This window comes from Frigoribacterium sp. PvP121, assembly GCF_017833115.1.
GTDB lineage: Bacteria > Actinomycetota > Actinomycetes > Actinomycetales > Microbacteriaceae > Frigoribacterium > Frigoribacterium endophyticum.
Genome location: NZ_JAFIBR010000001.1, coordinates 2,625,164 through 2,638,752, shown reverse-complemented (window position 1 = coordinate 2,638,752; position 13,589 = coordinate 2,625,164). Strand labels below are relative to the sequence as shown.

Here is a 13,589-nt window from a genome sequence, read left to right as displayed (position 1 = left end):
GTCCTCAGGCCGCGGGCAGCGCCCCCGCGACCACCCGCCCGCGGGCCACGACCGCGACGATCGCGTCAGGGTCGAGCGCCGCCGCGTCCTCCCACGGGCGCCCGCGCAGCAGCACGAAGTCGGCGGCGGCCCCGACGGCCACGCGGCCGAGCTGCGTCGACCGGCCGATCGCCGCCGCCGCGCGCGACGTGCCCGCCCGGAGCACCCGCTCGGGCGACCAGCCGAAGACGTCGCCCATCCGCCGCAGCTCGCGCATCTGGTCGCCGAACGCGACGTGGAACCCGTTGGCGTCGGTGCCGAGCACGAAGTCGACGCCGGCCTCGGCGGCGGCGCGGAAGGCGGAGTCGCGGGTCGCGACGAGCGCGGCCGCCGTCTCGCGCTGCTCGGCCGAGACGGGCACCGAGCCCTCGGCGATGGCGTCGTTGATCAGCAGCGTGGGAGCGACGGGCAGCCCGGCCGCCACGACCTGCCGGGCGAGGTCGCCGTCGAGCTGCGTGGCGTGCTCGATCGAGTCGACGCCCGCGCGGAGGGCCACGCGGATGCCCTCGGCGGTGTGGGCGTGGGCCGCGACGAGCAGGCCGAGCGCGTGCGCCTCGTCGACGATCGCGTCGATCTCGGCGCTCGTGTGGTTGCGCCAGGAGGGGGCGTCGCCCTCGGAGAGCAGCCCGCCGCTCGTCGCGATCTTGATGCCCGTCGCTCCCGCGCGCGCGTGCGTCCGCACGAGGGCGCGGCAGGCGTCGACGCCGTCGGCGGTGGGCTTCCGGAGGCGCGGGTCGACGCCCGGGGGCACGAACATGTCGCCGTGCCCTCCCGTCATGCTGACCATCCCGTGCGCGAGGATCCGCGGCGCCTCGACGAGCCCCGCCTCCACGGCGCGCGCCAGCGAGAACTGCACCTCGTCGGCCGACAGGTCGCGCAGGGTGGTGACCCCGCCGGCCAGGGCGCGCCGGGCGTGGGCCAGGCCGTGCAGCACCTGCTCGGTGGGGGGCGTGACGAGCGGCCAGGTCAGGAACCCCGAGGAGGCGCCTCCCGCGTTCCCGATGAGGTGGACGTGGGTGTCGACGAGGCCGGGCACGAGCGACAGCCCCTCGAAGCGGGCCGACGGCTCGGCCGGCTGCACCGCGGTGACCACGGCGTCCGTCGCGACGCCGGGCCGCGCGGGGCCCCAGCTGACGGTGCTCGGGCCGAGCGCGCCGTGGCCGTCCCAGACGTCGACGCCGGCGAGGGAGGTGGGGGAGGCATGGTGGAGCACGGTGGGTCCTCGAGAGGTCGGGGGAGCAGGAACAGGAGCAGGGGCAGTGGCAGGACGGGTCGGGCGGCGTCAGCTGCGGCGCGTGCGCCGCGGCACCAGCCGCCCGAGCGCCGCCGGGGGCCGCATGCGGGTGCCGGCGACGACCAGCACCGCCAGTGTCACGACGTACGGGGTGGCGCTGGAGACCGCGGCGGGCAGCGGCACGGCGACGAACACGACGAGCAGCACGACGCCCACGACCAGGGGCGGCAGGCCCTCGCGCAGCTTGCGGCCGGGCACGGTGCGGCGCAGCCGCAGCAGGCCGAGGGCCGTGAAGACGACGGCGAGCACGAGCACGAGCGCCCGCAGCGTCTCCGGCCGGCCGATGCCGACGGCGTCGCTGACGCCGAAGAGGGCGGCGCCGAAGAACACGCCCGACGGCGTCCAGTTGCCGAAGATCAGCGTGGCGAGGCCGATGAAGCCGCGGCCGGCGGTCTGGTTCTCGATGTAGCCCTGCGAGATGAGGGTGAGGTAGCCCCCCGCGAAGCCCGCGAGCCCCGAGCCGACGAGCACCGCGATCCAGCGCGTGCGGTGCACGCTGCCGCCGAGCGCCTGCAGGGCGGCGGGCTCCTCGCCGGCGGCGCGCCAGCGGAGGCCGAACGGCGTCTTCCAGAGCACCCAGGCCACGACGGGGATGATCAGCAGGCCGATCACCGCGGCGAGCGAGACGTCGCGGGTGAGGCCCCCGACGAGGCCGCCGACCTGGGCGACGACGGGCAGCTCCGAGGCCTCCATCGTGCGGCTCAGGTCGGGCGTGCCGAGGCCGCCGCTCACGAACGGCAGCGACAGGTGCGGCACGTCCGCGCCGATGCGGGGCGAGCGCGCGATGGTGCCGCCGTCCATCCCGCTGAAGACGATGTCGGAGGCGAAGCGCGCGACGGCCGCCGCGATGACGTTGATCGAGACGCCGACGATCAGCTGGTTGATGCCCATCTCGATGCAGAGCACCGCCATCAGCACCCCGAAGACCAGCCCGCCGGCGACGCCGCCGACCAGGGCGGCCCAGGGGCCGGCGACGGCACCGAGCAGGCCGGCCGTCCAGGTGCCGCCGATCATCATGCCCTCGAGGCCGACGTTGATGACGCCCGAGCGCTCGGAGAGGAGGCCGCCCATCGCGACGACGGCGATCGGCACGGTCAGCCGCAGGGCCGAGCCCCAGGTCGCCGACGCCGTGATGCCGGGGGCGTCGGCCAGGTAACGGGCGAGGATGAGCAGGCCGAGGCCGAGCAGGGTCCAGCGGAGAGCGGCGCGCACGTGGCGCGCGGACGGGCGGAGGCGATCGACGGAGGCGCGGGCGGGCCCGGCCCCCGAGGGGGTCACCGCGGCGAGGGGATCGGTGCCGGTGCTCATCAGGAGGCTCCTCCGGTCGGGGCGGCGTCGGGGGTGCGGGCGGCCCGGAGGCGGCGGCGCACGGCGGCGGCGAGGGCGACGCGCTGGTCGACGCGCTCGGTGAGCCAGTACCCGACGGCCGACGAGAGCAGGACGACCGCGAGGAAGACCTGGCCCACCTCGGTCGGCAGCTGCACGAGGCCGAGCACCTGGCTGCTGCGCTCGACGAAGGCGAGCACGAACGCGCCGAGCGCCATGCCGATCGGGTGCTGACGGCCGAGGAGGGTCGCGGCCAGCCCGGTGAACATGAGGTCGGTCGGCAGCGTGCCGTCGAAGCGGCCGGCGACCGAGAGCACGTGGGGCAGCCCGACGAGCCCGGCGACGGCGCCGCTGACGAGCATCGCCTGGACGATCTTGCGGTCGACCCGGATGCCGGCCGACTCCGCCGCCTCGGGCGACCGGGCCGCGACCCGGAGGCCGTAGCCGAAGAGGCTGCGGTCGACGACGAGGTGGTACACGACGCCGACCAGCACGGCGACGACGACGAAGCTCGAGACCGCTCCCTGCCCGCTGCCCGTGCCGGGCAGGGCGGGCATCAGGCCGCCGGCGTCGATCATGGCCGTGCCGGTGTTCTGCCCGCCGCCCGACCGGAAGACGCCGCTGAGCAGCACGGCGACGACGGTGGTCGCGACCGCGTTGAGGAGGATGGAGGTGATGACCTCGTTGACCCCACGGTGGATCTTGAGCAGGGCGGGGATGAGGGCCCAGCCGGCGCCCACGGCGCACGAGATCAGCAGGGTCAGGGGCAGGCGCACCGCCAGCGGGAAGGGCAGCGACGCGGCGGCCACCGCGCCGGCCAGGGCCGCCATGCGGTACTGCCCGTCGACGCCGATGTTGAAGAGGCCCATCCGCACCGCGAAGGCACCCGCGACCGCGGCGAGGTAGAGCGGCACGGCCGAGTCGAGGCTCGCGACGAGCGACGCGGGCTGCGTGCCGTACGACCACATCACCGAGAAGGCGCTCGACGCGCTGTAGCCGCCGACGGTGAGGAAGAGGGCGGTGACCGCGAGGGCCAGCAGCACCGAGACGACGGGCCCGGCCGCGGTGACGACGACGCGGCGCATCAGCTGGCCCCTCCCGTCGCGGGGGCGTGGGCGCCGGTCATGTGTTCTCCCAGATCGAGGGCGGTGACGTGTCGGGGGTCGAGCTCGGCGACGACGCGGCCGCCGTACATGACGAGCAGCCGGTCGCTGAGCGCGAGCAGCTCGTCGAGGTCGGCCGAGACGAGCAACGTGCCGAGACCGGCGTCGCGGGCCTCGACGAGCTCGCGCCAGACGGCGCTCTGAGCACCGACGTCGACGCCGCGGGTCGGGTGCGCCGCCACGAGCACGGTCGGGTCGGAGCCGAGCTCGCGGCCGATGATGAACTTCTGCTGGTTGCCGCCCGAGAGCGCGCGCGCCCGGGTCGACGGGGTGCCGCCGCGCACGTCGAAGCGGCGGATGATCTCGGCGGCCGCCGCCGTGGCGGCCGAGCGGCTGAACCACCAGCCCCGACGGATCGGAGCGCGGCCCTGGTAGCCGAGCGCGGCGTTCTCGGCGAGGCTCAGGTCGAGCACGACGCCGTCGCGGTGGCGGTCCTCCGGGATGTACGCGAGCCCGAGCGCGCGGCGCTCGCGGGTGGGCAGGTCGTCGATGACGCGCCCGCCGAGCGAGACGCTGCCCGTGTGCTCGACCCGGCCGAGCAGCGCGGCCAGCAGCTCCGACTGGCCGTTGCCCTCGACGCCCGCGACGCCGACGACCTCGCCCCGGCGCACGGTGAGCGACAGGTCGTCGACCACGGGGCGCTCGCCGGGGCGGCCGACGGTGAGCCCCTCGACGGCGAGCACGACGTCGTCGCCCGGCGGTGTGCTGCGCGGCTCCACGGTCGGCATCGCGACCTCGACCATCAGCCCGGCCAGCTCGCGCGGCGTGGTCTCGGCCGCGGTCGTGCGCCCCACCACGCGCCCCGCCCGGATGACGGTGATGTCGTCGGCGAAGGCGAGCACCTCGTCGAGCTTGTGCGAGATGAAGACGACGGAGGCGCCCCTCGCGGTGAGCGCGCGGATCGACGCGAAGAGGGCGGTCGCCTCCGACGGCACGAGCACCGCCGTGGGCTCGTCGAGGATGATGACGCGGGCTTCGCGCCAGAGCACCTTGAGGATCTCGACCCGCTGCCGGTCGCCGACGCCGAGGTCGGCGACGAACGCCTCAGGGTCGACGTCGAAGCCGTTGGCCGACGCCAGCTCGCCGACGCGCCGGCGAGCAGCGGCGGCGTCGATGCGCCAGGCCGAGCCGGGCTCGTCGGCGAGGACGACGTTCTCCCAGACGCGGAGCGCGCCCGCGAGCAGGAAGTGCTGGTGGACGATGCCCACGCCGGCCTGCTGGGCCTGGCGCGGCGAGCGGAAGTCGTGCGCGACTCCCTCGACCTCGACCGTGCCCTCGTCGGGGCGCTCCTCGCCGGCGAGCACCTTCATCAGGGTCGACTTGCCGGCCCCGTTCTCGCCGACGACGGCGTGCACCGTGCCGGGGCGCACGAGGACGTCGATCCGGTCGTTCGCGGTGAACGTCCCGAAGCGCTTGACGATCCCGGTCAGCCGGACCGCCGCCTCCTGCGCCCCCACGGTCTCAGAGCGCCGTCGGGACGGTGACGTCGCCGTCGACGACGGCCGTCTTCGCCGCCTCGAGCTGGTCGGCGATGCCGTCGACGAAGCCGCCGCTCGTCGAGTAGCCCACGCCGCCGGTCTCCAGGTCGAAGACCTGCTCACCGGGCTCGAGGCTGCCCTCGTCGAAGGAGGTGATGACGTCCTGGACGGCGACGTCGACGTTCTTGAGCGCCGAGGTGAGGATGAACGGCTTGATGTCGTCGTCGACCTGCGCGTACGCGTCGCCGTCGACGCCGATCGCCCAGACCTTGGCGGAGTCGGTGCTCGCGGCCGCGGCCTGCTCGTAGACGCCCTGGCCCGAGCCGCCGGCGGCCGCGTAGACGACGTCGGCGCCGCCCGCGTACATCGAGGCGGCGGCCTCCTTGCCCTTGGTCGGGTCGGAGAACCCGGTGAAGTCGCCGAGCGGCGAGAGGTAGGTGGAGTCGACCACGACGTCGGGGTCGACGCTCTTCGCCCCGGCCTCGTAGCCGACGAAGAAGTTCTGGATCGACGGCTGGTCGACGCCGCCCACGAAGCCGATGTGGCCGGTGGTCGAGGTCAGCGCGGCGGCCACCCCGACGAGGTACGACGACTCGTTCGCCGCGAACGAGATGGTCGTCACGCCGTCGATCTCGGTGCCGATGTCGGTGTCGACGTCGACGAACGCGGTGTCGGGGTGCTCGGTGTCGCCCATCGGCTGGGCGAACTGGAAGCCGATGCCGACGGCGAGGTCGGCGCCCTGCGAGACGGCGAGGTCGAGGCGGTCCTGGTAGTCGTCGGTGTTCGGGCTCGACAGCTCGAGGGGGTTGAAGCCGAGGTCCTCCTGCGCCGCGGTGAAGCCGGCGTAGCCGCCGTCCATGATCGAGTAGTCGCCCGTCGTGCCGTAGAGCAGCGCGACCGTCGCGGCGTCGGGGTCGGCCGAGGGGGCCGTCGCGGCCGTCTGGCCCGAGCAGGAGGCGAGGAGGAGCGTGGCGCTGAGCGCGGCTCCCGAGACGATCAGGAGGCGACGGGGGCGACGCAGGGGCATGGGGTGCTCCGGTTCTGTGAACGTTTTCACGGCAGGTGGCCTCGGACGCTCGCAGGATCGGCTCCGAGGGGGTGCAGGGGTGCCACAACCGTAGACCGGCTCGTGTTACCGACGTGTTTCGGGGACGTAAGGAGTCGGGTAAACGTTCTCAGCGACTCCCGCGTCCGTGGCACGCTGGCGACATGACCTCCGCAGCCCCCGGCGCCGCTCCGGTGCCCGTCGACCTCGTCGTCCGTCGCGTGACCGTGCTCGCGCCGACCGTCCGGCCGCCGGTCGGGTACCCCGACCTCGACCCCGGCGACCCCGGGCGACCGGCCCCGGCCGTGTTCGTCGCCGACCAGGCGATCGGCGTCGCGGGCGGCGTCATCGCCTGGATCGTGCCCGACGCCGACCTCGGCCCGGCGGACATCGCCGGCGCCCGGGTGGTCGACGCGCCGGGCCGCGTCGCGATCCCCGGCCTGGTCAACGCCCACAGCCACTCGTCGATGACCTTCTTCCGGGGCTCCGCGGAGGACGTGCCCACCGCCTCCTGGTTCAACGACCACATCTGGCCGATGGAGGTCAACCTCACCGACCGCGACGTGCTGCTCGGCGCGCGCCTCGCGGTCGCCGAGATGCTGCTCGCGGGCGTGACCACGGTCGCCGACCACTACTTCTCGACCGAGCAGATCGCCACGGCGGTCGACGAGGGCGGCATGCGGGCCGTGCTCGCCCGCACCTTCTTCTCGTCGCAGGGCGCGGAGGGCCTCGACCGGAGCGCCTCCTTCGCGGCCGAGTGGGACGGCGCGGCCGGCGGGCGCATCACCACGATGCTCGGGCCGCACGCCGTCTACACCGTCGACGACGCCGACCTGGCCCGCACGGCCGAGGCCGCCCGGGCGATCGGGGTGCGGACGCACATCCACGCGTCGGAGACGATGCACCAGACGGAGTCGTCGCTCGCCCGGCGCGGGGCGACCCCGATCCAGGTGCTGCACGACACCGGCGTGCTCGACGCGGGGGCCCTGATCGCGCACGGGACGGGCATCGTCGAGAGCGACCTGGAGCGGCTGACGCCCGTCGCCGACCGGGTCGGCGTCGCGTGCTGCGCGAAGGTCTACCAGAAGCACACGCACGGGCCCACGCCGATCCGCCTGCTGCACGACGCGGGCGTGCCGGTGGGGATCGGCACGGACGGCTGCGCGTCGGGCAACACCCTCGACGTGCTCGAGAGCACCCGCACCATGGCCCTCGTGCAGAAGGCCCACACGGGCGACGCCACCTGGATGACGAGCGCCCACGCCCTCGACCTCATGACCCGCCAGGGCGCCGCCGTCATCGGGCGCGAGCACGACCTCGGGTCGCTCGCGCCCGGCTTCGCCGCCGACGTCGTGCTCATCGACCCCTGGAAGCCGCACCTCCAGCCGATGAACGACCTCGCCGCCGCCCTCGTGCTCAGCGTGCGGGCGAGCGACGTCGAGACGGTGATCGTCGCCGGCCGGGTCGTCGTCGAGCACGGCCGCCTGGTCGACGTCGACCTCGGGCCGCTGATGACCGAGATGAACGAGCGCCTGCCCGGGCTGACCGACCGGTCGCACGGCCGCACCGTGCAGACGTACGCTCCCTAGTGATGATCGACGCCGACCACACGCCCTGGCCCGACGTGGCCGCCGCCCACCGCCGCGGAGCCGGCCTCGCCGTGCTGCCCGTCGGCGCGCACGAGCAGCACGGGCCGCACCTGCCCCTGGGCACCGACACGGCCACGGCCGTCGAGGTCGCCCGCCGCCTGGCCGAGCGGCTCGACGCCGTGCTGCTGCCGCCGGTGCACTACGGCGCGACCTGGGGCACCTCGGGCTGGCCGGGCACGCTCTCGCTCTCGGCCGCGACGGTCACCGCGATCGTCGTCGACCTGGGGCGGGCGCTCGCCGCGTCGGGCGCAGGCGGCCTCGTCGTCGTGAACGGCGACTGGGGCAACCGGGCGCCGCTGCTCGTCGCGGCCCAGCAGCTCACCGAGGAGGGCGTGCTGCCCGTCGTCACGCTCGACCACCCCGGCATGGCCGAGGCGATCGACGAGGTGCGCGAGAGCGCCCCGGCGGCGCCCGGGCTGGCCCACGCGGAGGAGGTGGAGACCTCGATCATGCTGCGGCTGGCGCCCGACGACGTCCACCCCGACCGGTACGAGGCCTGCTACCCGGTGTTCCCGTCGCACTTCGGCACCGCGCCGATGCCGCTGCACCCGTTCTCGCCCAGCGGCGTGTTCGGCGACCCGGCCCTCGCCACGGCGGAGAAGGGCGAGCGGCTGCTCGCCGCCACGGTGGAGGGGTGCCTGGCCGTGCTCGACGACTTCGTCGCCGGCGTGCTCGCGGGCCGGGCGGAGGCGCGGTGAGCCCGACGTCCGTCCCCACCCTGGTCGACGTGGCCCGGGAGGCCGGGGTGTCGATCGCGACCGCCTCCCGCGTGCTCTCGGGGGCCCAGCACGTCTCGGAGGCCCGGGCCCGCGCGGTGCGGAAGGCCATCACCGAGCTCGGCTACCGGCACAACGCCGTCGCCAGCGCCCTGCGGAGCCAGCGCACCGAGACCGTCGGGCTCATCCTGCCCCGGTACACGACGGGCTTCCTCTCCGCCTTGATCGAGTCGGTCAGCGAGGCCCTCGACGACGCCGGGCTCTCGCTGGTGCTGCGGTACTCCGCGGAGGGCGACGACCACGACGCCCGGACGGTGGAGTCGCTCCTCAGCCGACGAGTCGACGGCCTCGTCATCTGCCCCCCGACGGAGGAGGTCAGCCGTGACGCCGTCGCGGCCGCCGACCGCGTGCCCGTCGTGCAGGTGGGCCGCCACATCTTCGGCGACGGCACCGACTCGGTGGGCCTCGACGACAACCGGGCCACCGACCTGCTCGTCGGCGCCCTCGCGGAGGGCGGGGCGACGGAGCTCGTGACCGTCGGCCTGTCGCCGGCCGACCCCGCCGACGCCCGCCGCATCGCCGCCGTGCGGGCCTCGTGCGAGCTGCGCGGCGTCCGGTTCGACGGCGCGCGACCGGCCGGGGCCGAGCTCGCCGGCGGCGTCTCCGCCGCGAACGAGCTCGTCGCGAGCGGCGACCTCGCACGGCTCGACGCGGTGGTCTGCGCGAACGACGACGTGGCGCACGGCCTGGTCACGGTGCTCCGCCTCAACGGCGTCGACGTGCCGGGGGCCGTGCAGGTCGCGAGCCTGCTCGACGTGTCGTCGGTCGAGGGCGACGACGAGCGCGAGATCACGACCCTCCGCCACCCGTGGCCCGCCATGGGCCGGGAGGCCGTGCGGCTGCTGCTCGACGCCCTGGCGAGCGGCGACCGCGACGACTCCGGCGGCGCCCGCCGCGTCACGCTCGCGCCCCGGCTGCTGCACGGACGCTCGACCCGCTGACCGCGGCTCCGGGAGCCCGGGGGAGTCGCCCCCCGCTGTCGGTCGCGCCCGCTAGCGTTCGAGCACGGCCGGGTCGCTGCCCGGGCCCGACCTGGGCGTCAGCACAGCACAGCGCAGCGCCGCACCGCCTGCACCGCCTGCACCGCACTGCCCGTACTGCCCGCACCGCCCGCCGAGGAGGCCGCCATCTACATCGACCCCGACACCGACCTCGTCGTCACCAGCCCGTCCGACCTCACCACCTGGGCGGCGTGCGAGTGGGCCTTCCTCCGGCGGCTCGACGCCGCCCTGGGGCGCATCGACCGGATCGACGCCGTGTCGGACGCCATGCTCGACCGGACGGCGCGGATGGGCGACGACCACGAGGTGCGCTTCCTCGAGCAGCTGCGCGCGAGCCACGAGGTGGTCGAGTTCGAGCGCCCGTCGCGCGAGGGGTACCCGGCGGCGGCCGCGGCCGCCGAGCAGGCGATGCGCGACGGCGTGCCGGTGCTCTACCAGGCCACGTTCCACGACCCGACCTTCATCGGCTTCTCCGACTTCCTCGTGCGCAACGACGCCGGCGAGTACGAGGTCTACGACACCAAGCTCGCCCGGCACGCGAAGATCCCCGCCCTCCTCCAGCTCGCGGCCTACGCCGAGCAGATCACGGCGCTCGGGGTGCCGGTCGGTGCGCAGGTGCACCTCGTGCTCGGCGACGGGTCGCGGTCGACGCACCAGCTCGCCGACATCGCCCCCGTGCACCGGGCCCAGCGGTCTCGGCTGCGCGACGCGGTCGAGCGACGGCAGCGCGCCTCCTCCGCCCTGCCCTGGGGCGCACCCGGGGTGACGGCCTGCGGCCGGTGCTCGCAGTGCGCGGCGCAGGTGGAGGCGCACCGCGACCTCGTGCTCGTCGCCGGGCTGAGCCTCGGGCAGCGTGCCGCGCTGATCGCCGCGGGCGTCGACAGCATCGACGCACTCGCCCGGAGCACGGGCGGCGTGCCGGGCGTGGGCGGGGCCGCCCTGTCGCGGCTGCGCGCCCAGGCGCAGCTGCAGGTCGCCAGCGAGGGCGGCGTGCCCGAGGTGCGCCTCGTCGACCCCGGGGCGCTCGCGGCGATCCCCGCCCCCGACGACGGCGACGTGTTCTTCGACTTCGAGGGCGACCCGCTGTACACGGAGGGCGACGGCGGCACCTGGGGCCTCGACTACCTCTTCGGGCTGGTCGACGTCGAGGCTCGCCCGACCGCCTTCTGGGCGCACGACCTCCGGGCCGAGCGGCAGGCGCTCGTCGACTTCCTGGCCTTCGTGCGGGAGCGACGGGCGGCGCACCCGGGCATGCACGTCTACCACTACGCCTCCTACGAGCGGACCCACCTCCTCTCGCTCGCCGCCCGGCACGGCGTCGGCGAGGAGGAGGTCGACGACCTGCTGCGCGACGGCGTGCTCGTCGACCTCTACCCGGTGGTGCGCAAGGCTCTCGTCGTCGGCTCGCGCAGCTACTCGATCAAGAAGCTCGAGCCGCTGTACATGGGCGGCGACCTCCGCGACGGCGACGGGGTCCTCAACGGCGCCGACAGCATCACCGCCTACGTCGAGGCGATCGCGGCGGTGCGGGCCGGCGACCCGGCCGGCCAGGCGCGGCTCGACCAGGTCGCCGACTACAACGAGTACGACTGCCGGTCGACGCTCCGGCTGCGCGACTGGCTGCTGACGTTCGTGCCGCCCGGGTCGACGAGCGACGACGCGGTCGCCCTCGTCGACGACGAGCGCGTGCGCGCCGAGCCCGACCCGGTCTTCGTCGAGCTGTCGGCCCTGCTCGCCGACGTCGACCCGCTCGACCGCACGCCCGACCAGACGGCCCTCGCGCTCGCCGCGGCCGCGATCGACTACCACCGGCGCGAGGCGAAGACGTTCTGGCAGGAGCACTTCGGGCGCCTCCGTGACCCGCTCGACGAGTGGGCCGACACGCGGGACGTCTTCGTCGTCGAGCAGGCCGAGGTGGTCCGCGACTGGGAGAAGCTGCCGCGAGCGCGCACCCTGTCGCGCGACCTGCGGCTGAGGGGCTCGCTCGCGCCCGGCAGCCGGCTGACGCCCGGGGGAACGCCGCACCTCGTCTACGACGCCCCGCTGCCTCCTTCGATCGTCGCGTCGGGGCCGGGCCTGCGCGGCGCGACGTCGCGGGTCGCGGTGCTCGACGTCGACGCCGACCACGACGGCGTCGTGATGCTCGTGAAGGAGTCGCTGCCCGGGGGCGCCGACCCGCACGAGGCGTTCCCGCTCGCGATCACGCCAGCGGCGCCGCCGCGCGCGGCCCCGCAGCCCGCGGCGATCTCCGAGTGGGGTCGCTCGGTGCTCGACGGCCTGCCCGCGTTCGTCGACGACGCGGTGCTCGACCTGCTGCGTCGCGTCCCTCCGCGGGGCGGGGTCGTGCCCGTCGTCGGCGACGACACCGTCGGCGCCGTCACGGCGACGCTGCTCGGCCTCGACCGGTCGTACCTGGCGGTGCAGGGCCCTCCCGGCACGGGCAAGACGTACGTCGGGTCGACGGTCGTGGCGCGGCTCGTGCGGGAGCACGGCTGGCGCGTGGGCGTCGTCGGCCAGTCGCACGCGGTGGTCGAGAACTTCCTGGAGGCGGTGGTCGGCAAGGGCGTCGACCCCGCGCTCGTCGTCAAGGTGCCGAAGAGCGGAGCGAGCGCGGAGGCGGTCGAGGCCGCCGCGTGGACGCCCGTCAAGAACGGGGCCGGCCTGGCCGAGTTCCTCACCGGCCCGGGCGAGGCCGGGGGAGTCGTCGGGGGCACCGCCTGGACCTTCGCCAACCCGGACTACGTCGCGCGGCACTCGCTCGACCTGCTCGTCGTCGACGAGGCTGGTCAGTTCTCGCTGGCGCCGACGATCGCGTCGGCCGTCGCCGCGCAGCGCCTGCTGCTGCTCGGCGACCCGCAGCAGCTGCCGCAGGTCAGCCAGGGCTCGCACCCCGAGCCCGTCGACACGTCGTCGCTCGGCTGGCTCGCCGACGGGCACGACGTGCTGCCGCCGGAGCTCGGCTACTTCCTGTCGCGGACGTACCGGATGCACCCGGCCGTGACGGCGCCCGTCTCTCGCCTCTCGTACGAGGGCGCGCTCGAGTCGCGAGCCCCCGAGCGGCACCTCGAGGGCGTCGAGCCCGGGCTGCACGCCGTGCCGGTCGAGCACGCGGGCAACACGACGTCGTCGGTCGAGGAGGCCGAGCGCGTGGTCGACCTCGCGCGGTCGGTCGTCGGTCGGGCCTGGTCGGACGAGCACGGCACGCGGCGGCTGACGGACGACGACGTGATCGTCGTCGCGCCGTACAACGCTCAGGGAGCCGTCATCCGCGAAGCACTCGACGCCGCCGGTCTGACCGGCACGACGGTCGGCACCGTCGACCTCTTCCAGGGGCGGGAGGCGGTGGTCGCGATCGTCTCCCTGGCCGCGTCGAGCGCCGCCGACATCCCGCGCGGCCTGGACTTCCTGCTCATGCCCAACCGGCTCAACGTCGGCATCAGCCGGGCGCAGTGGGCGGCGTACCTCGTGCACTCGCCCGCGCTCGCCAGCTCGATGCCCACGTCGATCGCCGGGCTCGGCACGCTGTCGCGGTTCATCGAGCTGGTCGAGCAGCGCTGACGCGCGCGGGTGGGGGGCCGGGCGGCACGCGCCGCGCAGGCCCGCGCGTGTCTCGCGGGCGGCGCGCGCCGCCCCGGCCCGCGGGACACCCCGTTCTCGCCCGTGAACCCCGCCGCGGCAGGGTTCCCCTGCGAGAACGGGGTTCATCTCGGCGAGCGGCCGTCCTACCTGCCCGAGCGGCACCACGTTCTCGCACACGAACCACGCCGCGGCATGGTTCCCCTGCGAAGAAGTGGTTCGTCGCCGCGCCCTCGAACTCG

9 protein-coding genes are annotated in these 13,589 nt (G+C 75.1%); 4 read left to right on the top strand and 5 right to left on the bottom strand.

Annotated features, from left to right (window positions below; all coding sequences use genetic code 11):
• Window positions 1-4 precede the first annotated feature (4 nt).
• The 5 genes from JOE43_RS12310 to JOE43_RS12290 form a co-directional block, all read right to left on the bottom strand.
• The gene (locus JOE43_RS12310) at window positions 5-1,252 is read right to left on the bottom strand and encodes an amidohydrolase family protein (protein ID WP_209518083.1); all 1,248 of its coding nucleotides are present in this window, start codon (window positions 1,250-1,252) and stop codon (window positions 5-7) included.
• Window positions 1,253-1,321: 69 nt separating this feature from the next.
• A complete protein-coding gene (locus JOE43_RS12305; protein WP_209518081.1) occupies window positions 1,322-2,641 on the bottom strand; it encodes an ABC transporter permease in 1,320 nt (439 codons plus the stop codon).
• Window positions 2,641-3,744, bottom strand: coding sequence for an ABC transporter permease (locus JOE43_RS12300; RefSeq protein WP_056055305.1), 1,104 nt, complete (start codon window positions 3,742-3,744; stop codon window positions 2,641-2,643). Before JOE43_RS12300 ends, JOE43_RS12305 begins: the two co-directional genes overlap by 1 nt.
• Complete coding sequence (locus JOE43_RS12295; RefSeq protein ID WP_209518079.1) at window positions 3,744-5,279, bottom strand: ABC transporter ATP-binding protein; 1,536 nt, start codon at window positions 5,277-5,279, stop codon at window positions 3,744-3,746. Before JOE43_RS12295 ends, JOE43_RS12300 begins: the two co-directional genes overlap by 1 nt.
• Window positions 5,280-5,283: 4 nt before the next feature.
• Entirely contained in the window at window positions 5,284-6,327 is a 1,044-nt protein-coding gene (locus JOE43_RS12290) for a BMP family protein (protein ID WP_167259332.1), read from the bottom strand.
• Window positions 6,328-6,509: 182 nt separating this feature from the next.
• On the opposite strand from JOE43_RS12290, the gene JOE43_RS12285 reads away from it, so the two are divergent.
• The 4 genes from JOE43_RS12285 to JOE43_RS12270 all read left to right on the top strand — a co-directional run bounded on the left by JOE43_RS12285 (window position 6,510) and on the right by JOE43_RS12270 (window position 13,329).
• Complete coding sequence (locus tag JOE43_RS12285; protein ID WP_209518077.1) at window positions 6,510-7,934, top strand: amidohydrolase; 1,425 nt, start codon at window positions 6,510-6,512, stop codon at window positions 7,932-7,934.
• Between the two features lie 2 nt (window positions 7,935-7,936).
• Window positions 7,937-8,692 carry a creatininase family protein gene (locus JOE43_RS12280; RefSeq protein WP_192045801.1) on the top strand — a complete coding sequence of 252 codons (756 nt, stop codon included), beginning with the start codon at window positions 7,937-7,939 and terminating at the stop codon, window positions 8,690-8,692.
• On the top strand, window positions 8,689-9,711 hold the full coding sequence (locus tag JOE43_RS12275; protein WP_209518075.1) for a LacI family DNA-binding transcriptional regulator: 1,023 nt from the start codon (window positions 8,689-8,691) through the stop codon (window positions 9,709-9,711). The genes JOE43_RS12280 and JOE43_RS12275 overlap by 4 nt, the downstream gene beginning before the upstream one ends.
• A 315-nt stretch (window positions 9,712-10,026) precedes the next feature.
• Entirely contained in the window at window positions 10,027-13,329 is a 3,303-nt protein-coding gene (locus tag JOE43_RS12270) for a TM0106 family RecB-like putative nuclease (RefSeq protein ID WP_307803360.1), read from the top strand.
• The last annotated feature ends 260 nt before the right edge of the window (window positions 13,330-13,589 follow it).